Origin of the sequence: Pseudomonas sp. SH10-3B, assembly GCF_019891415.1 — a bacterium.
Classification (GTDB): Bacteria; Pseudomonadota; Gammaproteobacteria; order Pseudomonadales; family Pseudomonadaceae; genus Aquipseudomonas.
In genome coordinates this window covers 117,859-139,458 of the sequence record NZ_JAFLXD010000009.1, presented here as the reverse complement: position 1 = coordinate 139,458, position 21,600 = coordinate 117,859, and the positions used below count along the sequence as shown (strand labels likewise).

The 21,600-nt window shown below is 61.4% G+C and carries 21 protein-coding genes; 13 read left to right on the top strand and 8 right to left on the bottom strand.

What is annotated here, in order from left to right; genetic code table 11:
• Positions 1-13: 13 nt before the first annotated feature.
• Positions 14-964, bottom strand: a complete 951-nt coding sequence (locus tag J1G35_RS09830) for a LysR family transcriptional regulator (RefSeq protein ID WP_223014802.1) — start codon at positions 962-964, stop codon at positions 14-16.
• A gap of 103 nt (positions 965-1,067) precedes the next feature.
• Here J1G35_RS09830 and betC point away from each other — a divergent pair, with 103 nt between their 5' ends.
• The 3 genes from betC to J1G35_RS09815 all read left to right on the top strand — a co-directional run bounded on the left by betC (position 1,068) and on the right by J1G35_RS09815 (position 5,240).
• Positions 1,068-2,582, top strand: coding sequence for a choline-sulfatase (gene betC / locus J1G35_RS09825; RefSeq protein ID WP_223014801.1), 1,515 nt, complete (start codon positions 1,068-1,070; stop codon positions 2,580-2,582).
• A 15-nt stretch (positions 2,583-2,597) separates the two neighbouring features.
• A complete protein-coding gene (gene choX, locus J1G35_RS09820) occupies positions 2,598-3,512 on the top strand; it encodes a choline ABC transporter substrate-binding protein (protein WP_223014800.1) in 915 nt (304 codons plus the stop codon).
• 159 nt (positions 3,513-3,671) lie between these two features.
• Positions 3,672-5,240, top strand: a complete 1,569-nt coding sequence (locus J1G35_RS09815) for a SulP family inorganic anion transporter (RefSeq protein ID WP_223014799.1) — start codon at positions 3,672-3,674, stop codon at positions 5,238-5,240.
• Positions 5,241-5,265: 25 nt separating this feature from the next.
• Here J1G35_RS09815 and aroE read toward each other — a convergent pair whose 3' ends face one another.
• Both aroE and hemF read right to left on the bottom strand, forming a co-directional pair.
• Positions 5,266-6,084 carry a shikimate dehydrogenase gene (gene aroE, locus J1G35_RS09810; RefSeq protein ID WP_053127400.1) on the bottom strand — a complete coding sequence of 273 codons (819 nt, stop codon included), beginning with the start codon at positions 6,082-6,084 and terminating at the stop codon, positions 5,266-5,268.
• Positions 6,084-7,016, bottom strand: coding sequence for an oxygen-dependent coproporphyrinogen oxidase (gene hemF / locus J1G35_RS09805; RefSeq protein ID WP_223014798.1), 933 nt, complete (start codon positions 7,014-7,016; stop codon positions 6,084-6,086). The genes aroE and hemF overlap by 1 nt, the downstream gene beginning before the upstream one ends.
• A 160-nt stretch (positions 7,017-7,176) precedes the next feature.
• On the opposite strand from hemF, the gene J1G35_RS09800 reads away from it, so the two are divergent.
• A complete protein-coding gene (locus tag J1G35_RS09800) occupies positions 7,177-8,154 on the top strand; it encodes an NADPH:quinone reductase (protein ID WP_223014797.1) in 978 nt (325 codons plus the stop codon).
• Positions 8,155-8,212: 58 nt separating this feature from the next.
• On the opposite strand, the gene J1G35_RS09795 is transcribed toward J1G35_RS09800, so the two are convergent.
• The 3 genes from J1G35_RS09795 to J1G35_RS09785 form a co-directional block, all read right to left on the bottom strand.
• Positions 8,213-8,770, bottom strand: a complete 558-nt coding sequence (locus tag J1G35_RS09795; RefSeq protein WP_053127407.1) for an L-threonylcarbamoyladenylate synthase — start codon at positions 8,768-8,770, stop codon at positions 8,213-8,215.
• A 75-nt stretch (positions 8,771-8,845) separates the two neighbouring features.
• Positions 8,846-9,949 carry a DNA-processing protein DprA gene (dprA, locus tag J1G35_RS09790; protein ID WP_223014796.1) on the bottom strand — a complete coding sequence of 368 codons (1,104 nt, stop codon included), beginning with the start codon at positions 9,947-9,949 and terminating at the stop codon, positions 8,846-8,848.
• Between the two features lie 63 nt (positions 9,950-10,012).
• A complete protein-coding gene (locus J1G35_RS09785; RefSeq protein ID WP_223014795.1) occupies positions 10,013-10,786 on the bottom strand; it encodes a peptidoglycan-binding protein in 774 nt (257 codons plus the stop codon).
• Positions 10,787-10,921: 135 nt separating this feature from the next.
• Between J1G35_RS09785 and def the strand changes: the two genes are divergently transcribed.
• The 5 genes from def to J1G35_RS09760 all read left to right on the top strand — a co-directional run bounded on the left by def (position 10,922) and on the right by J1G35_RS09760 (position 15,484).
• Complete coding sequence (gene def / locus J1G35_RS09780; protein ID WP_053127413.1) at positions 10,922-11,428, top strand: peptide deformylase; 507 nt, start codon at positions 10,922-10,924, stop codon at positions 11,426-11,428.
• A gap of 69 nt (positions 11,429-11,497) precedes the next feature.
• Positions 11,498-12,451: a methionyl-tRNA formyltransferase gene (gene fmt, locus J1G35_RS09775; RefSeq protein WP_223014794.1), complete on the top strand. Its 954-nt coding sequence runs from the start codon at positions 11,498-11,500 to the stop codon at positions 12,449-12,451.
• A complete protein-coding gene (gene rsmB / locus J1G35_RS09770) occupies positions 12,448-13,758 on the top strand; it encodes a 16S rRNA (cytosine(967)-C(5))-methyltransferase RsmB (protein ID WP_053127418.1) in 1,311 nt (436 codons plus the stop codon). Before fmt ends, rsmB begins: the two co-directional genes overlap by 4 nt.
• Before the next feature lie 22 nt (positions 13,759-13,780).
• Positions 13,781-15,154 (top strand): Trk system potassium transporter TrkA, encoded by a 1,374-nt coding sequence (gene trkA / locus J1G35_RS09765; RefSeq protein ID WP_027608153.1) that lies wholly within the window; start codon positions 13,781-13,783, stop codon positions 15,152-15,154.
• 18 nt (positions 15,155-15,172) lie between these two features.
• Entirely contained in the window at positions 15,173-15,484 is a 312-nt protein-coding gene (locus J1G35_RS09760) for a tetratricopeptide repeat protein (protein ID WP_053127420.1), read from the top strand.
• Positions 15,485-15,608: 124 nt separating this feature from the next.
• On the opposite strand, the gene J1G35_RS09755 is transcribed toward J1G35_RS09760, so the two are convergent.
• Both J1G35_RS09755 and tag read right to left on the bottom strand, forming a co-directional pair.
• Positions 15,609-16,496: a lysophospholipid acyltransferase gene (locus tag J1G35_RS09755; RefSeq protein WP_053127422.1), complete on the bottom strand. Its 888-nt coding sequence runs from the start codon at positions 16,494-16,496 to the stop codon at positions 15,609-15,611.
• Between the two features lie 40 nt (positions 16,497-16,536).
• Complete coding sequence (gene tag, locus J1G35_RS09750; protein WP_223014793.1) at positions 16,537-17,094, bottom strand: DNA-3-methyladenine glycosylase I; 558 nt, start codon at positions 17,092-17,094, stop codon at positions 16,537-16,539.
• Positions 17,095-17,175: 81 nt separating this feature from the next.
• Here tag and glyQ point away from each other — a divergent pair, with 81 nt between their 5' ends.
• The 4 genes from glyQ (at position 17,176) to J1G35_RS09730 (ending at position 21,572) form a co-directional block, all read left to right on the top strand.
• Positions 17,176-18,129: a glycine--tRNA ligase subunit alpha gene (gene glyQ, locus J1G35_RS09745; protein ID WP_003213601.1), complete on the top strand. Its 954-nt coding sequence runs from the start codon at positions 17,176-17,178 to the stop codon at positions 18,127-18,129.
• Entirely contained in the window at positions 18,126-20,180 is a 2,055-nt protein-coding gene (gene glyS / locus J1G35_RS09740; RefSeq protein ID WP_053127426.1) for a glycine--tRNA ligase subunit beta, read from the top strand. Before glyQ ends, glyS begins: the two co-directional genes overlap by 4 nt.
• A gap of 2 nt (positions 20,181-20,182) precedes the next feature.
• Complete coding sequence (gene gmhB, locus J1G35_RS09735; RefSeq protein ID WP_223014792.1) at positions 20,183-20,719, top strand: D-glycero-beta-D-manno-heptose 1,7-bisphosphate 7-phosphatase; 537 nt, start codon at positions 20,183-20,185, stop codon at positions 20,717-20,719.
• 82 nt (positions 20,720-20,801) lie between these two features.
• Positions 20,802-21,572, top strand: a complete 771-nt coding sequence (locus J1G35_RS09730; RefSeq protein ID WP_053127428.1) for a lysophospholipid acyltransferase family protein — start codon at positions 20,802-20,804, stop codon at positions 21,570-21,572.
• Positions 21,573-21,600 lie beyond the last annotated feature (28 nt).

The following is a 21,600-nucleotide window of genomic DNA, read 5'->3' as shown; positions in this document are numbered from 1 at the left end:
TGTGCGCCAAATCCTAGACCGCAATCGACGGCAGGGCCAGCCCGGTCAGCGACTGCGCGCTGCTGGCCTGTTCCGCCACCAGCCAGTCGACGAAACGCTCGACCAACTGCCCCCGCCGCTTGCGCTGGGGCTGCACCACGTAATAGCCGAAGCGCGAGATCACGGTGTCGCTGATCGGCCGGCACAGCCAGTTCTGTTCCAGCAGGTTATCCACCAAATGGCGCCAGCCAATCGCCACACCTTGGCCGGCAATCGCCGCCTGGATCAGCAGGGTGTAGTTGTCAAAGCGCAGTTGGCCAGGGGTGGGCGCGGCAGTGATACCCAGCTCGCGAAACACGCCGCTCCAGTCGAACCATTGGCTATTGTTTTCCTGGCGCAGGTGCAGCAACGGGCAGTCGTGCAAGGTTTGCACAGTCAATGGCTTGGCCTGGTCCTTGAGCCATTGCGGGCTGCACACCGGGAACACTTCCTCGTTGAACAACCACAGGCTGTCGCCCTGCTTGAAACGGCCATCGCCAAACAGCACTGCCACGTCGATGTCGCTGCGCAGTGTCGCGTGGTTGCGCTCGCTGGTCACCAGGCTCACGTCCACCTGGGGGTTGGCGGCGTGGAAGCGATGCAAGCGCGGCATCAGCCAGTAGGCGGCGAAGGCGAAGTCGGTGGCCACTTGCAGCACTTCATGCTGGTCCTGCTGGGTGATCACGCTCAAACCGTGGTTAATGGCTTGCAAACCGCTCTGCACATGTTCGAACAGCAAGGCCCCGGCGTCGGTCAGTTCGATGCCCCGATAGATGCGGTCAAACAGGCGGATCGTCAGTTGTTCTTCCAGGCGCTTGATCTGCTGGCTGATGGCCGGCTGAGTGGTGCCCAGCTCCATCGCCGCAGCGGTAAAGCTGCGATGACGGGCGGCGGCTTCAAACGCGCGCAGCAAATCGAGGGATACATCGCCAAGGGCTTCATACATAAGCTGTGCTTATCCTAGACATTGCTTTTCATGGGCTTTACCCCATTTTCCATGGGCCGCATGCTCATTCGCATAAACACCGCCTATGGAATGCCGAAGCCCCATGAAGCGCAAGAACATTCTTTTCATCATGGCCGATCAAATGGCCGCGCCGATGCTGCCGTTCTACGGACCTTCCCCGATCAAGCTGCCGAATTTGAGCCGCCTCGCCGAACAGGGCGTGGTGTTCGACGCGGCCTATTGCAACAGCCCGCTGTGTGCACCCTCACGCTTCACCCTGGTCAGCGGCCAACTGCCGAGCAAAATCGGCGCCTACGACAACGCTGCAGATTTCCCCGCCGATGTGCCGACCTATGCCCACTACCTGCGGCGCCTCGGTTATCGCACCGCGCTGTCGGGCAAGATGCACTTCTGCGGCCCCGACCAACTGCACGGCTATGAAGAACGCCTGACCAGTGACATCTACCCCGCCGACTATGGCTGGGCAGTCAACTGGGATGAGCCGGACGTACGCCCCACCTGGTACCACAACATGTCCTCGGTGCTGCAAGCCGGCCCGTGCGTGCGCACCAACCAGCTGGATTTCGACGAAGAGGTGGTGTTCAAGGCCCAGCAGTATCTGTTCGACCACATCCGCGAAGACGGCGACCAGCCGTTCTGCCTGACCGTGTCGATGACCCATCCCCACGACCCGTACACCATTCCCAAGCCGTTCTGGGACCTGTACGACGACAACGACATCCCATTGCCTGCAACGCCAAACCAGGCAGACCTCGACCCGCATTCCCAGCGTCTGCTCAAGGTCTATGACCTGTGGGACAAGCCGCTGCCTGTGGATAAAATTCGCGACGCCCGCCGCGCCTACTTCGGCGCGTGCAGCTACATCGACAGCAATGTCGGCAAGCTGCTGCAAACCCTGGCAGACACCGGCCTGGCCGACGACACCATCATCGTTTTCTCCGGCGACCACGGCGACATGCTCGGTGAACGCGGCCTCTGGTACAAAATGCACTGGTTTGAAATGGCCGCCCGCGTGCCATTGCTGGTCATCGCACCGGGGCAATTTGCACCGGGCCGCGTGACCCAGGCCGTGTCCACCGCCGACCTGCTGCCCACCCTGGTGGAACTGGCCGGCGGCGAGCTGGACCCGCGCCTGCCACTGGACGGTCGCTCGCTGGTCCCGCACTTGCAGGGGCAGGGCGGGCATGACGAAGTCTTTGGCGAATACATGGCCGAAGGCACCATCAGCCCATTGATGATGATTCGCCGGGGCGCCTACAAATTCATCTACAGCGAAGACGACCCTTGTCTACTGTTCGATGTGCACAACGACCCGCACGAGCGGGAAGATCTCAGCCAGTCACCAGAACACCGGCCACTGTTCGAGGCGTTTTTGAATGAAGCGCGGGCCAAATGGGACATCCCGGCGATCCACCAGCAGGTGCTCGCCAGCCAACGCCGTCGTCGCCTGGTGTTCGAGGCGCTGACCGAAGGCAAGCTGAAGAGCTGGGATCACCAGCCACTGGTGGACGCCAGTCAGCAATACATGCGCAACCATATCGACCTCGACGACCTGGAGCGCAAGGCACGTTATCCACAACCCTGCCAAAACCAATAACACTGAGGGAAGGCCATGCAAAAGTTAACTGCAGTAGTGGGCATGTTAGTGCTGAGTAGCGCCAATGCGTATGCGGACACCAGCTGTGACACGGTAAAGATGGCCGACCCAGGCTGGAGCGATATCGCCGCCACTAACGCCATCACTGGCTTCCTGCTGAACGGCATGGGCTACAAGGCCAAGGTCGACACCCTGGCGGTGCCGATTACGTTTGGCGGGCTCAAGGACGGCCAGGTGGATGTGTTCCTGGGCAACTGGATGCCGGCGCAGCAGGGCTTCTACGACAAGTTCGTGGCCAACGGCGATGTGGTGCAACTGGCGAAGAACCTCGACGGCACCGAGTTCACCCTCGCCGTGCCGGATTATGTGTGGGATGCCGGGGTGCATGACTTTGCCGACTTGAACAAATTTGCCGACAAGTTCGACAAGAAGATCTACGGCATCGGCTCGGGCGCGCCGGCGAATATCTCGCTGCAGGAGATCATCAAGAAGAATGACTTCGACCTTGGCCAGTGGAAGCTGATCGAGTCGAGTGAACAGGCGATGCTGGCGGAAGTCTCACGGGCGGTGAAGAAGCAGAAGTTCGTGACCTTCCTCGGCTGGACACCGCACCCGATGAACGTGCAGTTGAAAATGCACTACCTCAAAGGCGGCGAGAAATACTTCGGTGACACCGGCAGCGTGTATACCTTGACCCGCAAGGGTTATGCACAGGCCTGCCCCAACGTAGGCAAACTGCTGACCAACCTGAGTTTTACCCAGGAGATGGAGAACAGCATCATGGCTGAGGTGGTCAACAAAAAAGTCAGCAATGCCGAAGCGGCGAAGGCGTGGATCAAGGCGAACCCGGCGGTGCTGGATAAATGGTTGGACGGTGTGAAAACCGTGGATGGCCAGGATGCGTTGCCGGCAGTAAAGGCCAAACTCTAGGGCCTTGCGCTATTCCAATGTGGGAGGGGGCTTGCTCCCGATAGCGGAGTGCCGGTCAGAGAGATTTAGACGGGTCCACCTATATCGGGAGCAAGCCCCCTCCCACAAGGACCAGTGTGTACTGATACCCTGAGTCAAACCTTTTCAGCCGAGTTATAAATGCCCCGGCCCAACCGCTATACACTCTTCCCCTTCCTCAGCTGGCTCCCGCGTCAAACCCGCGCCACTGTGGGCCGGGACGCGCTGGTCGGCCTCAGCGGCGCCGTGCTCGCGCTGCCACAATCGATTGCCTACGCGCTGATCGCCGGTCTTCCACCGGAGTACGGTCTGTACGCCGCCATCATCCCGGTGCTGATCGCGTGCCTGTGGGGTTCATCCTGGCACCTGATCTGTGGCCCCACGGCGGCGATTTCCATCGTGCTCTATGCCAGCGTGAGCCCGTTGGCCGTGCCGGGGTCGCAGGACTACATCACCTTGATCCTGTTGCTCACATTCCTCGCCGGCGTATTCCAGTGGCTGCTGGGCATGCTGCGCTTTGGCGCACTGGTGAACTTCGTCTCCCATTCGGTGGTGTTGGGTTTCACCTTGGGCGCCGCCGTGGTGATTGCCCTGGGGCAGTTGCCGAACCTGTTGGGGCTGGATTTGCCGAGCCAGGCCACCGCGATCAATAGCCTGCTGGCGCTGATCCACCATGCTGGCGAGTGGGACCACGCGTCCCTTGTCCTGGGGCTCGGGACGTTGCTGGTGGGTGCTTTGCTCAAATACCTCGTGCCTCGCTGGCCAACGCTACTGATCGCACTGACCCTGGGTAGCCTGGCAACGTGGCTATGGCCATCGATGTTCGGGCATGTGGCGCTGGTCAGTTCGTTCATTGGCAAGCTGCCGCCGTTCAGCCCGTTGCCGCTGGATCTGGACATGATCCTGCGCCTGCTGCCCAGCGCCGTTGCGGTGGGCATGCTGGGGCTGGTGACCAGCCTGTCGATTGCCCGTTCGCTGTCGGCCCGCTCGCAGCAATTACTCGATGCCAATCAGGAAGTCCGCGCGCAGGGTTTATCCAATGTCGTCGGCGGATTTTTCTCCGGGTATCTGTCGGCAGGGTCCTTCACCCGCTCCGGCCTCAGCTATGAAGCAGGCGCCTGTTCGCCGCTGGCAGGGGTGTTTTCCGCGTTATGGGTGGCCTTATTTGCGCTGTTTGGCGCCGCATTGATCGCGCATATTCCGATCCCGAGCATGGCCGCCAGCATCTTGCTGATTTCCTGGGGCCTGGTGGATCGGCGGGGTATTCGTGCGTTGTTCCGCGTGAGCCGCGCAGAGTTCGTGGTGATGAGCCTGACCTGCATCGCCACCTTGCTGCTGGAGTTGCAAACAGCGATCTATGCGGGCGTGTTGGCGTCGTTGTTTTTCTACCTCAAGCGCACGTCACAGCCACGGGTGCAGCAATGGCGTGATGGGGAAGAAGATGTGTTGCGCGTCGGTGGGTCGATCTTCTTTGGCGCCAGCCATTACCTGCAAGTACGCCTGCAAAGCTTGCAGGGTGAGCGGGTGGTGATCGAGGCACAGCAGATCAACTTTATCGACTATTCCGGGGTGGAGATGCTGCACCAGGAGGCGCGTCGTTTAAGAGGGCTGGGGCGTAGCCTGACATTGCGCCGCGCCAGGCCGCAAGTCGTCGATGAGTTGAGAAAACTCGAAGGGGCCGACAACTGCCCCATTCATTTCGAAGACTGAATACCCTCCCATATTTTGTTTAGTGTCATGCCAACTGGCGGCGCAGTTCAGCCAACACCGGCGCCGAATCCGGGCGCACACCGCGCCACAGGAAGAACGCTTCGGCCGCTTGCTCCACCAGCATGCCCAGGCCATCCATCGCCACCGCAGCGCCTTGTTCAGCGGCCCAACGGCAGAACGCAGTCGGTTCCTTGGCGTACATCATGTCGTAGCAAAACGTCTTGCCCGGTTCGATCAGGCTGCCGGCAATCGGCGGTACATCGCCTGACAGGCTGGCGGACGTGGCATTGATGATCACGTCCACTGGCTCACGCAGCCAGTCGAAACCACTGGCGGACACCGGTCCCAGGTCGTCGAACAGCTCGGCGAGCAATTCGGCTTTTTCCACGGTGCGGTTGGCGATGATCAACGAAGCGGGCCGTTCAGCCAGCAACGGCTCCAACGCGCCCCTTACCGCGCCACCCGCGCCCAGCAACAGGATGCGTTTGCCTTGCAGATTCAAGCCGGCGTTTACCGTCAGGTCACGCACCAGGCCGGCGCCGTCGGTGTTGTCGCCGAGCAATGTGCCGTCAGCCAGTTTGCTCAAGGTGTTCACCGCCCCGGCGCGCTGGGCGCGTTCGGTGAGGCTGTTGGCCAGGCGGTAGGCGTCTTCCTTGAACGGCACGGTGACGTTGGCGCCACGTCCCTGTTGAAAAAACTCACGGGCACAGCCGGTGAAATCCTCCAGGGGCGCGAGCAAGGTGCTGTAGTCCAATTGCTCGCCGGTCTGCTCGGCGAACATACGGTGAATCAGCGGCGACTTGCTGTGGCCGATGGGGTTGCCGAACACCACATAACGATCCATCAGACAGCCGCCTTGGGCGCGGCGACGCCCAGCCAGTCGCGGTCTTGCAGGAAGTAGTCGGTGAGACGCGATTCTTCGCTGCCGGCCTCGGCTTTCCAGTCGTAGCTCCAGCGCACTTGGGGCGGCAGCGACATCAGGATCGACTCCGTACGCCCGCCCGATTGCAGGCCGAACAGGGTGCCACGGTCATACACCAGGTTGAATTCAACGTAGCGGCCGCGACGGAATTCCTGGAACTGGCGTTGTTGTTCGGTATAGGCGCTGGCTTTGCGGCGCTGCACGATCGGCAGGTAGGCGTCGATGTAGGCGTCGCCGATGGCGCGGATGAAGGCGAAGCAGGTGTCGAAGTCCCACTCGTTCAAATCATCGAAAAACAGGCCGCCGATGCCACGGGGCTCATTGCGGTGCTTGATGTGGAAGTAGGTGTCGCACCAGGCCTTGTAGCGCGAGTAAACGTCCGGGCCAAACGGCGCGCAGGCCTGCTCGGCCACGCGGTGCCAGTGAATGCAGTCTTCTTCGTTGCCGTAGTAGGGCGTGAGGTCGAAGCCGCCACCGAACCACCAGACCGGCTCTTCGCCTTCTTTTTCGGCGATGAAAAAACGCACGTTGGCGTGGGACGTCGGCACATGTGGGTTGTGCGGATGAATCACCAGCGACACGCCCAGGGCTTCAAAGCCGCGACCGGCCAGCTCGGGACGATGCGCACTGGCTGACGGTGGGAGGCCACTGCCGAACACGTGGGAAAAGTTAACGCCGCCTTTTTCGATCACCGAACCATTTTCAATCACACGGGTGCGACCACCACCGCCGGCAGGCCGGGTCCAGGCGTCTTCGATAAAGCGAGTGTCCGTCTCGAAGGTTTCCAGGGCGCTGCAAATGCGGTCTTGCAGGTCAAGCAGGTAGGCCTTTACAGCCTCGGTGCGGGTAGTCATGGCATCACCTTGAATCGGGCAAAGCTACGCGAGGCCATTGGGCGTCGGCGGCAAATGGGCGCACAGGATACCACTGCACCCCGTGTCTCCACAGTTGACGAAGATCAAGCTTAGGAGTCCGATAGGGGGCTACGCGAGTTCGACCCAAGGAGATGTGCAGATGGCCAAACGTATCCAGTTCAGTGCCCATGGCGGCCCCGACGTACTTGAATATGTGGACTACACCCCGGCAGAGCCGGGCCCGCAGCAGGTTCGAGTGCGTAACGAGGCGATTGGCCTGAACTTCATCGACACCTATTTCCGCAGTGGTCTGTACGCTCCACCTGCCTTACCGTCCGGCCTGGGGGCAGAGGGCGCCGGCGTGGTGGACGCGGTTGGCAGCGAAGTCACTCAATTCAAGGTCGGCGACCGCGTGGCCTACGGCAGTGGCCCACTGGGGGCCTACAGCGAATTGCATGTACTGCCCGCCGCCAACCTGGTGCACCTGCCGGACGACATCAGCTTCGAACAGGCCGCCGGCGCCATGCTCAAGGGCCTGACCGTGCAGTACTTGCTGCGCCAGACCTACGAATTGAAGGGCGGCGAAACCATTCTGTTCCACGCCGCCGCCGGTGGCGTGGGCTCCCTGGCCTGCCAATGGGCCAAAGCCCTGGGTGTGAAGTTGATCGGTACCGTGAGCTCGGCAGAGAAAGCCGCCGTGGCCAAATCCCTCGGCGCCTGGGAAACGATCGACTACAGCAAGGAAAACGTCGCACAGCGCGTGCTGGAATTGACCGACGGGAAAAAGGTGCCCGTGGTGTACGACGGCGTCGGTAAAGACACATGGCTGACTTCGCTGGACAGCGTGGCGCCGCGTGGCCTGGTGGTGAGCTTTGGCAACGCCTCCGGTGCAGTGGATGGAGTGAACCTGGGGATACTCGCGGCGAAAGGCTCGCTGTACGTGACACGGCCGACCCTGGCGACCTACGCCAACAATGCGCAGAACCTGCAGGCGATGGCGGACGATCTGTTTTCGATGATCAAGAGCGGCAAGGTGCGCATTGATATCAACCAGCGGTATTCGCTGGCGGAAGCGGCGAAGGCACAGACAGAGCTGTCGGGGCGACGTACCACTGGCTCGACAATTCTGTTGCCTTGAGGGCCTCTTCGGGGGCGGTGCAACGATTCGACTTGCCCCCGATAGGCGCGACGCGGTCTCAGGAAGGCCGCACGACCTCACCCGTTGCCAAATCGCGAATCAGGCTCGGGTTCTTGCGCCCCCCTAGGGCACCACCCAAAACCAGATCCACCTGCCCGCGGAAATACTGCTCCACACGAATCCGCGTGCGCGCCGCCGGCCGGCCCTGGGGGTTGGCTGAGGTGGAAATCAACGGCCCCACCAGCGAGCACAAATCCCGCACCAAAGGATGATCACTTACCCGCACCGCCACCGTGTCATGCACACCGGTGACCCATTCCGGCAACAAACCCTGATGTGGCACCAGCCAGGTATTCGGCCCAGGCCAGGTGCTGGCCATGCGTTCGATCCAGGTATCCGGGAAGTCTTCGAACAGAAAGTCGAACTGGCGAATATTGTCTGCCACCAGGATCAGGCCCTTGTCCACCGAACGGTTCTTGATCGCCAGCAGCCGATCAACTGCCTCTTCGTTCCACGGATCGCAGCCCAGGCCCCAGACCGCTTCGGTTGGATAGGCAATCACCGCGCCTGCGCGAATTTCTCGTGCGGCTTCCAGCACACGCCACCTGTTGACCATTGTTTACTCTCCGGACTAAAGCTCTGGGCAGTTTACCGATCTTCTTTACAAAACCTAGTTCCAAACAGCTGGACGCTATAAAAGCTGGCAGCGCGCAAGCCAGCGCCCGCTTTCGCAGATCACCTGGCCTTCAAGCTCCAACTCCGTGAGCGTCGCCAGCACCTGGGATAACGGCCGTCCGCTGGCAAGCGCCAAGGCTTCGCTGGTATGAGGCGCGGCGTGCAACAGCGCCACCAACGGATGGATGACGGGCATCGGCGCCGGGCGCGACAATGCCTGCCAGCCACGCAAACCTTCAAGGATATGTTCGATGGTTTCCACCAGCATCGCGCCATCACGGATCAGTTGGTGACAGCCCTTGGCCCCGGGATGATGGATGGAGCCCGGGATCGCATACACCTCGCGGCCCTGTTCGGCCGCAAGCTTGGCGGTAATCAGCGAGCCGCTGGCCACACTCGCTTCCACCACCAGCACACCGAGGGACAGACCGCTGATGATGCGGTTGCGCCGAGGAAAGTTGCCCGCCTGGGGCGCGGCGTCCAGCGCGAACTCGGAAACCACGGCGCTGCCTTGGGCAATCATCGCCGCTGCAAGCTGCCGATGGCGCTGTGGATAAAAATTTTCCAGGCCTGTCCCGAGTACGCCAATGGTATGCCCCCCCACATCCAGTGCCGCCTGATGCGCTGCACCGTCGATACCTAGCGCAAGACCGCTGGTGATGACAAAACCGGCACTCGCCAAACTGCGCGAAAACGCCGCGGCGGTATCCATGCCGGGACGGGACGCGCGCCGACTGCCGACTATCGCCAGCTGCGGTTTTTCCAGGATCCCAGGGTCTCCAGCGACGAATAAAAGCGGCGGGGCATCATCGATCTGGGCGAGCAGCGCCGGGTACTCAGGTTGGTCCCACATCAGCAAATGCTGGGCCGGGCGACCCAGCCAAGCCAATGCCTCACTGGCACCATCACGAATTTCATGGCTGCGTCGGGCATCGGCGCTGATGGGCGGCAACCCCAAGGAACGCCAGGCACTGGCAGGGGCACTGATGGCTTTTGACGCACTGCCGAACGCTTCGATCAATAACCGAAAACGCTTCGGGCCTACTTCCGGCAGCCTGTGCAAGCGTAGTCGGGCTTCCAGTTCTGAAGGGGAAACATCACTGCTGTTTATCGGAAACATCTGATCATCCTTGACCGGAACAAGCTGTGGATAACTCTGTTGGTAACTTATTTAGCAGGCTATTTATTGCGCTTGAGGGACAGTCTCGAAACGGTCCGTTATCGCCAGTGCCCGCGAGGCACTGAGTACCAGTCCGTAACTGAGCTTTTCGTAGGTGCGAAACACCAGCAGGGTGCCGGCACGCTCATCGGCGAGCTTCACTTGGGCGCCGGTGAGGATGTCGCGTACGGCGGTGCCGGTTTTGATGACGGCCAGCAACTGGCCTTCGACCAGGCCGTCGCGCCGGCCCTTGTTCAGGGTGACGGCGTCCAACACGCCGACCTGGGTAACGCCCTTGGGTATATCGATGATTTGCCCTTGGATGAAGGGCGAGGGCGGCGGCGCCAGTCTTACCAACTGCACAGGCGGTTCGGTGCGCAGTAAGCGGTCGCCGGGGCGCACTTCCTGGGTGACCCGTTGCACCGCCAGGGTGGTGAGGTCTCCGGCCGTCACAAAGCGCGCAGTACCGATATCGTCGGCGTTGACGCCCAGCAGCTCCTGGGTATCGGGGTCGTTGTAGACTTTGCCGCGGCGGAAGATCCCATAGGCGGGCGGGGACGCATCCAGCACACCGCGGGCATGCACGCGCTCGCCATTGGCACCCAGCACCCGCCCCGCATCTGCCGCGACGATGTAGGGCGCGTTGTCCAGGTCCAGAGGGCTATCGAGAATACGGTTATGTAACAAAAAACGCTGGATGGCCTGTTGCGTCGCTTGATCCAGGCGCGAGCCGGGCTGTGGAAGCACGGCCAGGGCGAACGGGGCCCACAGCAGCAAGACGAGTAGCGATTTCCTCATGGGGTGAATCTCCTTTATTATGTGCGTTCGCGTGAAATGCCAGAGCCTTCGCGGCTTTTGGGCGTTTCACACCGGCCATGTGGGTCCATCCCACCGCCGATTTGCCTCTACCTCACATGTGCAGCAATTACGCTTATGGCTATTTTGAACATCCTCGAATTCCCCGACTCGCGCCTGCGCACGATCGCCAAACCGGTGGCCGTAGTGGACGACAAGGTTCGTCAGTTGGTCGATGACATGTTTGAAACAATGTATGAAGCCCCGGGTATTGGCCTCGCCGCCACCCAGGTCAACGTGCATCAGCGCGTCGTGGTCATGGACCTGTCGGAAGATCGCAGCGAACCGCGGGTGTACATCAACCCCGAGTTCGAACCGCTGACCGACGAGATGGGCGAATACCAGGAAGGCTGCCTGTCGGTGCCGGAGTTCTACGAAAACGTCGAACGCCCGCTGCGCGTGAAGATCAAGGCCCTGGACCGCGACGGCAAGCCGTTCGAACTGATCGCCGAAGGCCTGCTGGCGGTGTGTATCCAGCACGAATGCGACCACCTCAACGGCAAGCTGTTTGTCGATTACCTGTCCACGCTCAAGCGCGACCGGATCAAGAAGAAGCTGGAAAAAAAGCATCGCCAGCAAGCTTGATGCCCTCCTTCCAAAGGCTTGCTGCGGCAAGCCTTTTTCTTTTGTGACTGCTTTTAACCGAGACCTCCCATGACCGAGCCATTGCGCATTGTTTTTGCCGGCACCCCCGAATTCGCCGCCGAACACCTCAGGGCCCTGCTTGCCAGCCCTTATGACATCGTCGCGGTGTACACCCAGCCGGATCGCCCGGCCGGTCGCGGGCAAAAACTGATGCCGAGCCCGGTCAAGCAGTTGGCGCTTGAGCACGACATCCCCGTGCTGCAACCGCCGACCCTGCGCAACGCCGAGGCCCAGGCTGAACTGGCGGCGCTGCAACCGGACTTGCTGGTGGTGGTGGCCTACGGTTTGATCCTGCCCCAGGTCGTGCTGGATATTCCACGCCTGGGTTGCATCAACAGCCACGCCTCATTGCTGCCACGCTGGCGCGGTGCGGCGCCGATCCAACGTGCCGTGGAGGCAGGCGACAGCGAAAGCGGGGTGACGGTGATGCGCATGGAAGCGGGCCTGGACACCGGTCCGATGCTGCTCAAAGTCACCACCCCGATCACGGCTGAAGACACTGGCGGCAGCCTGCATGATCGTCTGGCCGAAATGGGCCCGCCCGCCGTGATCCAGGCCATCGCCGGCCTCGCCGCAGGCACCCTGGAAGGCGAAGTGCAGGACGACAGCCTGGCCACCTACGCCCACAAGCTGAACAAGGACGAAGCCCGCATTGACTGGAGCCGCCCGGCGGTGGAGCTGGAACGCCTGGTGCGTGCCTTCAACCCGTGGCCGATCTGCCACAGCACCCTCAATGGCGAAGCCTTGAAGGTATTGGCCGCAACCCTGGCCGACGGCAAAGGCGCACCCGGTGAAATCATCGGCGCCAGCAAGGACGGCCTGCTGGTCGCTTGCGGCGCACAGGCGCTGTGCCTGACCCGTCTGCAATTGCCCGGTGGCAAGGCGCTTAATTTCAGCGATTTGTTCAACAGCCGTCGTGAGAAATTTTCCTTGGGTACGATCCTCGGGGTGGCAGCCCAATGAACCCACGTCTGGCCGCCGCCAAGGCTCTCGCCGCCGTACTCAACGGCAAGGCTTCGTTGAATAGTTCGCTGCCCACCCAGTTGGATAAGGTCGAAGACCGCGATCGCGGTTTCACCCAGGACCTGGCCTTCGGCACCGCCCGCTGGCAACCACGGTTGTCGGCGCTGGCAGCCAAGCTGCTGCAAAAGCCGTTCAAGGCGGCCGATGCTGATGTCGAGGCGCTGCTGCTGGTCGGTCTCTATCAGCTGCTCTACACCCGCGTGCCGGCCCACGCCGCCATCGGTGAAACCGTCGGTTGCGCCGACAAGCTGAAAAAGCCCTGGGCCAAGGCCCTGCTCAACGCGGTACTGCGCCGCGCCCAGCGCGAAAGTGAAGCACTGCTGGCCGAGTTGGAACATGACCCGGTGGTGCGCACCGCTCACCCGCGCTGGCTGCAGAAATCCTTGAAGGCGTTCTGGCCCGAGCAATGGGAAGCCATTTGCGCGGCCAACAATGCGCACCCGCCGATGATCCTGCGGGTCAACCGTCGCCATCACAGCCGTGATGCGTATCTGCAATTGCTGACGAGCGCAGGCATCAACGCCACGCCATGCGTGTACAGCACCGACGGCATTGTGCTGGAAGCGGCCACCGATGTGCGCAGCCTGCCGGGCTTTGCCGAAGGGTGGATCAGTGTGCAGGATGAAGCCGCGCAACTGGCCGCCGACCTGCTCGACCTGGCTCCCGGCCAACGCGTGCTGGACGCCTGCTGTGCTCCGGGCGGTAAGACCTGTCACATCCTCGAAGTTGAAAAGGACCTCGCGGGTGTAGTGGCTGTCGACCTGGAAGCCAAGCGCCTGGTGCGGGTGCGGGAAAACCTCGCGCGCCTGGGCCTCAGCGCCGAGCTGATCGCCGCCGACGGCCGCGACACCGCCACCTGGTGGGACGGCAAACCGTTCCAACGCATCCTGCTCGACGCGCCGTGTTCGGCCACCGGTGTGATCCGCCGTCACCCGGACATCAAGCTCACCCGCCAACCCGACGACATCGCCGCCCTGGCGGTGCTGCAAGGTGAACTGCTCGATGCAATGTGGCCGACCCTCGAAGTCGGCGGCATCCTGCTCTACGCGACCTGCTCCACCTTGCCCACCGAAAACACCGAGGTGATCGAAGCCTTCCTTGCCCGCACCAGCGGCGCACGGGAACTGGACCTCGCCACGGCTGCCGGTATTAAGCAGCCCCATGGTCGCCAGTTACTTGCACAGGAAGGCGGGCATGATGGTTTCTACTACGCCAAACTGATCAAGATCGCCGCCGCGCGCGGCTGAACGGGTTTAAGGGAGTGACCGGATGAAAATCATCATCCTTGGAGCAGGGCAGGTTGGCGGCACACTGGCCGAACATTTGGCCAGCGAAGCCAATGACATCACCGTGGTCGACACCGATGCCGAGCGCCTGCGCAACCTCGGCGACCGCCTGGATATTCGTACGGTACAAGGCCGCGCGTCCTTCCCGACGGTGCTGCGCCAGGCCGGCGCAGACGACGCCGACATGCTGGTGGCCGTCACCAACAGCGACGAGACCAATATGGTCGCCTGCCAGGTCGCTCACACCCTGTTCCACACCCCGACCAAGATCGCCCGGGTGCGTGAAGCCGCCTACCTGACCCGCGCCGGTCTGTTCGATAACGACGCAATCCCGGTCGACGTGCTGATCAGCCCGGAACAGGTAGTCACCCACTACATCAAGCGCCTGATCGAAATTCCGGGCGCCTTGCAGGTGATCGACTTCGCTGGCGGCAAAGCGCAGTTGGTGGCCGTGAAGGCCTACTACGGTGGACCGCTGGTGGGTCAGCAACTGCGTCAACTGCGTGAACACATGCCGAATGTGGAAACCCGCGTCGCCGCCATTTTCCGGCGTGACCGGCCGATCCTGCCCCAGGGCGATACGGTGATCGAGGCCGACGACGAAGTGTTTTTTATCGCTGCCAAAGCGAATATTCGCGCAGTCATGAGTGAAATGCGCCGGCTCGATGAGAGCTACAAACGCATCGTTATCGCCGGTGGCGGGCAGATTGGCGAGCGCCTGGCCGAAGCGATCGAGAGTCGCTACCAGGTGAAGATCATCGAGATGAGTCCGGCACGCTGCCGGCATTTGTCCGACACCCTGGATAGCACTGTCGTACTACAAGGCAGTGCCTCGGACCGCGACCTGCTGATGGAAGAAAACATCGCCGACGCGGATATCTTCCTGGCCCTGACCAACGATGACGAAGCCAACATCATGTCGTCGCTGCTGGCCAAGCGGTTGGGGGCGAAGAAGGTCATGACCATCATCAACAACCCGGCCTATGTCGACCTGATCCAGGGTGGCGATATCGACATCGCCATCAGCCCACAGTTGGCCACCATCGGCACTTTGCTCGCCCACGTGCGTCGTGGCGATATTGTCAGCGTGCACTCCCTGCGCCGGGGGGCGGCGGAGGCCATCGAGGCGATTGCCCACGGTGATTCGAAATCGAGCAAAGTGATCGGCAAGGCCATCCGCGATATCGGCCTGCCACCGGGCACCACCATTGGCGCAATCATTCGTGATGAGGAAGTGATCATCGCCCACGACGACACGGTCATTGCCACGGGGGATCATGTGATCCTGTTCCTGGTGGACAAGAAACATATCCGCGATGTGGAGAAGTTGTTCCACGTGGGATTGAGCTTTTTCTGATCAACCGGAGTGACCGACATGCTCGAATCCCTGGAAAAAATGCTCGCCAAGGGTGTGGATAACTCACTGCTGCGCTTTGGGCTGGGCAAGGGTTATCTGGACCTGAAGGACTACGCCAAGGCGGCGGAGCATTTGCAGAAGTGCGTCGAGTTCGATCCGAAGTATTCGGCGGCGTGGACGTTGTTGGGCAAGGCGCAGTTGGGGCAGGGTGATAACCCCGCAGCGCGACAGGCGTGGGAGAAGGGCGTTGAAGCGGCCCAGGCCCATGGCGACAAGCAGGCCGAGAAAGAGATGACGGTGTTCCTGAAGAAACTCGACCGCCAAAGCTAAGCAGATCGAAAATGTGGGAGGGGGCTTGCTCCCGATAGCGGTGGTTCAGTCAAATATGCATTGGCTGACACACTGCTATCGGGAGCAAGCCCCCTCCCACATTTGGTTTTGTATTGGCTCTGGATCAGTACCACCGCTCTTCACCCGGCGGGCGTTTCTTGAAGCGCTTCATGCTCCACATGTACTGGCTCGGGTAGGCGCCGACATAACGCTCCACCACTTTGCTCATCGCCGCGCAGGAGGTGGCGGTGTCGGTGCTGTACATGTCTTCCGGCGCCGCTTCCAGGATCACTTTGTAGCCCGACCCGTCCGGCAGCCGCAGGGCATGCAGGAACACACCGACCGCCTTGTGGCCGGCGAGCATGTTCGGCACGAACTTGCTGGTGAGCGCCTGGGTGGCGAAGAACGGCACGAAGATCCCTGCGGACTCGGCCGGCTCCGGGTCGGCAGGAATCCCCACCTGGCCGCCTTTGCGCACTTCCTTGATCACACTGAGAATGCCTTCCTTGGTGGACGCCGCCACGCGGTTACCCAGTTGTACGCGCTGCTTGCGCAGCAACTCATCCACCGCCTTGAGCTTGGGCGGGCGGTAAAAAATGATCGGTTTGCACTGGCTGCAATAGAAGTGGTTCAACACCTCCCAATTGCCCAGGTGGCTGGTGATGCCGACCACACCTTTGCCCGAGGCCAGGGCTTCGTGCAGCACCTCAAGGCCTTCGACTTCACGCACCAGATCGATGGAGCGCTGGGCTGGCCAGATCCAGGCGCAGGCGCTTTCGGTCAGGGACTTGCCGATGTCCTTCAGGCTCTGGCCGACCAGGCGCTCGCGCGCGGCGGGGTCCATGTCCGGGAAGCATTTTGAGAGGTTGATCCGCACCGTTTCACGGGAGCGGTTGGGGGTTTTCCACATGATCCAGCCGATGGCCGAACCCACGGCTTGCACCGCGCGCCATGGCAGCAGGGCAAACAACCGAAGAGCGCCTACCAACAAGGCGCCTTTAAACTTTTCCACAGGTCACTCCTGATCGTGTGTGGTGCGCAAAGCCGCCATTCTAACCGGCGTTGGCCAAGTCCGCGTAACGGTCGCAGTCCTGGGTGTGGTCCATGACCATGCCCGAGGCCTGCATGAAGGCGTAACAGATGGTCGGGCCGACAAAGGTGAAGCCGGCTTTCTTGAGTGCTTTGCTCATGGCTTCAGCCTCCGGCGTGATCGCCGGGACTTGGCTGCGGTCCTTGAAATGGTTGACCTTGGGCACGCCGCCGACAAACGACCAAAGCAACCCCACCGGGTCCTCCAGCGCCAGCCAGGCCGCAGCGTTGCGCCGGGTGGCGTTGAGCTTGAGGCGGTTACGCACAATGCCTGGATCGAGCATCAGTGCTTCGATCTCAGCGTCGGTCAGCTGTGCCAGACGCCGGGCATCAAAACCAAACAAGACCTTTCGATAATGCTCGCGTTTGCGTAGAACGGTGATCCAGGACAGGCCCGCCTGGAACCCTTCGAGCAAAAGCAACTCGAACAAACCCTGCGCATCGCGCAGCGGCGTTCCCCACTCCTGATCGTGATAAGCCATGTACAGCGGATCTTCAGAACACCAAAAGCAGCGTGGCATAAGGCTCCAGGGGATGGTGGCGCGGCCGAATCGGGTATACTCCCGCTCTTTAAATCGCAGCCCAAGTAACAGGTGAATTTCGTGAGCCAGCCTACGCCAGCCGTGCGTACCTTCCAAGACTTGATCCTCGCCCTCCAGCAATACTGGGCCGAGCAAGGTTGTGTGGTACTTCAGCCCTACGATATGGAAGTAGGCGCCGGCACTTTCCACACCGCTACATTCCTGCGGGCCATCGGTCCGGAAACCTGGAACGCCGCTTACGTGCAGCCCAGTCGTCGACCGACTGACGGCCGCTACGGCGAAAACCCGAACCGTCTGCAGCACTACTATCAGTTCCAGGTCGTGCTGAAGCCGAACCCGGACAACTTCCAGGAACTGTACCTGGGCTCGCTCAAGCACGTGGGCCTCGACCCACTGGTGCACGACATCCGTTTCGTCGAAGACAACTGGGAGTCGCCCACCCTCGGCGCCTGGGGCCTGGGCTGGGAAGTCTGGCTCAATGGCATGGAAGTCACGCAGTTCACTTACTTCCAGCAAGCCGGTGGCATCGAATGCTACCCAGTGACCGGCGAGATCACCTACGGTCTTGAACGCCTGGCCATGTACCTGCAAGGCGTGGATTCGGTCTACGACCTGGTATGGGCTGACGGCCCGTTCGGCAAAGTGACCTATGGCGATGTGTTCCACCAGAACGAAGTGGAGCAGTCGACCTACAACTTCGAACACGCCAACGTCGAGAAGCTGTTCGAACTGTTCGACTTCTATGAAAGCGAAGCCAAGCGCCTGATCGAACTCGACCAGCCGCTGCCGTTGCCAAGCTATGAAATGGTGTTGAAGGCTTCCCATACCTTCAACCTGCTGGACGCCCGCCGTGCCATCTCGGTAACCGCGCGTCAGCAATACATCCTGCGTGTACGCACCCTGGCACGTTCCGTCGCCCAAGCCTACCTGCTGGCTCGCGCCAAGCTGGGCTTCCCGATGGCCACCCCGGACCTGCGTGATGAAGTGTTGGCTAAGCTGGAGGCTGCACAATGAGTGCTCAAGATTTCCTGGTTGAACTGGGCACCGAAGAGCTGCCACCCAAGGCACTCAATACCCTGGCCGATGCATTCCTGGCCGGGATCGAAAAAGGCCTGCAGAGCGCCGGCCTGAAGTTTGAAGCGAAAAAAGTCTACGCCGCGCCGCGCCGCCTGGCTGTGTTGCTGACCGCGCTGGAAACCCAGCAGCCGGACCGCAGCATCAACCTCGACGGCCCGCCACGCCAGGCGGCTTTCGACGCCGAAGGCAACCCGACCCAAGCCGCATTGGGCTTCGCCAAGAAGTGTGGCGTCGAGCTGAGCGAGATCGACCAGAGCGGCCCGAAACTGCGTTTCAGCCAGGTCATCGCCGGCAAGCCGACCGCCAGCCTGCTGCCGACCATCGTCGAAGACTCCCTGAATGACCTGCCGATCCCCAAGCGCATGCGCTGGGGCGCGCGCAAGGAAGAGTTCGTACGTCCGACCCAGTGGCTGGTGATGCTGCTCGGTGACCAAGTCATCGACTGCACCATCCTCGCCCAGAAGGCTGGCCGGGATTCCCGTGGTCATCGCTTCCACCATCCAGAAGCCGTACGCATCACATCGCCGGCTAACTATGCCGCCGATCTGCGGGCTGCTTACGTGCTGGCCGATGCCAACGAGCGTCGCGAGCTGATCAGCAAGCGCACCGAAGAGCTGGCCCGCCTGCAGGAAGGCACCGCCATCGTGCCGCCAAGCCTGCTCGACGAAGTCACCGCGCTGGTTGAATGGCCGGTGCCGCTGGTGTGCTCGTTCGAAGAACGTTTCCTCGAAGTGCCGCAGGAAGCACTGATCACCACCATGCAGGACAACCAGAAGTATTTCTGCCTGCTGGACGTGGACGGTAAGTTGCTGCCGCGCTTTATCACCGTGGCCAACATCGAAAGCAAGGACCCGCAGCAGATCATCGCCGGTAACGAGAAAGTCGTTCGCCCGCGCCTGACTGACGCCGAGTTCTTCTTCAAGCAAGACAAGAAGCAGAAGCTCGAAGACTTCAACCTGCGCCTGCAAAACGTGGTGTTCCAGGAAAAACTCGGCAGCGTCTACGACAAGGCCGTGCGTGTTTCCAAGCTGGCGGCCTACATTGCCCCACGCATTGGCGGTGATGCCGCCTGGGCCGCGCGTGCAGGCTTGCTGTCCAAGTGCGACCTGGCCACCGAGATGGTCGGCGAGTTCCCGGAGATGCAAGGCGTCGCCGGTTACTACTACGCCCTCAACGATGGCGAGCCGAACGATGTCGCCCTGGCGCTGAACGAGCAGTACATGCCCCGCGGTGCCGGTGCTGAACTGCCGACCACCCTGACCGGTGCGGCCGTGGCCATCGCCGACAAGCTGGATACCCTGGTCGGTATCTTCGGTATCGGCATGCTGCCCACCGGTAGCAAAGACCCGTATGCCCTGCGTCGTGCGGCCCTGGGCGTGCTGCGCATCCTGATCGACAAGAAGCTGGACCTCGACCTGACCCAGGCCGTGGTGTTCGCGGTCGGCCAGTTCGGTGGCAAGGTCAAGCAAGCCGGCCTGGCCGAGCAAGTGCTGGAGTTCGTGTTCGACCGCCTGCGTGCGCGTTATGAAGACGAAGGCGTGGACGTTTCCGTCTACCTGTCGGTACGTGCCCTGCAACCGGGTTCGGCGCTGGACTTCGATCAGCGCGTACAAGCCGTACAGGCGTTCCGTAAGTTACCGGAAGCCGATGCCCTGGCCGCCGTGAACAAGCGAGTGTCGAACCTGCTGAGCAAGGCCGAAGGCCTGGGCAATGCCGATGTCGACCCTGGCCTGTTTGCCGACGCCAAGGAGTTCTCGCTGAACTCGGCCATTGCCAAGGCAGAGAACGCGGTGAAGCCGCTGATCGCCGAACGCAATTACGCCGAAGCCCTGGCACGCCTGGCGACCTTGCGTGAGCCGGTGGATGCGTTCTTCGAAGCGGTGATGATCAATGCCGAAGATGCCGGCGTGCGGAAAAACCGCTACGCCATGCTGGCGCGTCTGCGTGGCTTGTTCGTCAATATCGCTGACATTTCGACGCTGAGCTGACCATGTTGAAACTGCTGATTCTCGATCGGGACGGGGTGATCAACTACGACTCCGACGCTTACATCAAGTCGGTGGCGGAATGGATTCCACTGCCCGGTTCGATCGAGGCCATCGCGCAGTTGAGCAAAGCCGGCTGGACGGTGGCCATCGCCACCAACCAGTCCGGCATCGCCCGTGGCTATTACGACATCGCGACCCTGGACGCCATGCACGCGCGCTTGCGCACGCTGGTGGCGGAGCAGGGGGGTGACGTGGGGCTGGTGGTGTACTGCCCTCACGGGCCGGATGAGGGCTGCGATTGCCGCAAACCCAAGCCTGGCATGTTGAAAACCATTGCAGAACATTACAAGGTGCCCTTGGCTGGGATATGGTTCGTCGGGGACAGCCTCGGGGACCTGGAGGCGGCCAAAGCCGTCGACTCTCAGCCAGTTTTGGTAAAGACCGGGAAAGGCGAAAAGACCCAGGCGAAAAACCTGCCGGTAGGCACCTTGATTTTTGACGATCTGGCGGCGGTTGCCGCAGAACTTATCAACAACTAGCCGCCCTCGACTTCCTGACCAAGGACTGTTCGGGAGTGCGCTTTTAACAGGCGGGCCTTGTCCCGCAACGGTAAATGCCGCCATGTCGATTTTGCAGGCCATCAGAACCTTTTTCTTTTACCTGCTGCTGGGCACCAGTTCGCTTCTCTGGTGCACCCTGAGCTTTTTTATTGCGCCGTTCCTGCCGTTCAAGGCGCGCTATCGCTTTATCAACGTCTATTGGTGCCGCTGCGCGTTGTGGCTGACCAAGGTGTTTCTGAACATTCGTTTCGAGATCAAGGGCGCTGAAAACGTACCGGACCAGCCGTGCGTAATCCTGTCGAACCACCAGAGCACCTGGGAGACTTTCTTCCTCTCGGCGTACTTCTCGCCATTGAGCCAGGTGCTCAAGCGTGAGCTGCTGTACGTGCCGTTCTTCGGCTGGGCCATGGCCATGTTGCGCCCGATCGCCATCGACCGCGACAACCCCAAGGCGGCGCTCAAGCACGTTGCCAAGAAGGGTGATGAACTGCTCAAGGATGGCGTGTGGGTACTGATCTTTCCGGAAGGTACTCGGGTGCCCTTTGGGACCGTAGGCAAGTTCTCCCGTGGTGGTACGGCATTGGCGGTGAACGCCAATCTGCCGGTGTTGCCGATTGCGCATAACGCCGGCAAGTTCTGGCCGAAGACGGGCTGGGCAAAACGCGAGGGCACTATCACTGTGGTGATTGGCGAGCCAATGTACGCAGAAGGCGAAGGCCCACGTGCCATTGCCGCGCTGAATGAGCGTGCGCAGGCATGGAATGAAGCGCAGCAGCGGGCCATGGGTTCGCTGCCGCCGGAGCCGATTGTGGTGGATACGCCGGTGGTATGAAGATCTGTGGATAACCTGTGTACGGTTT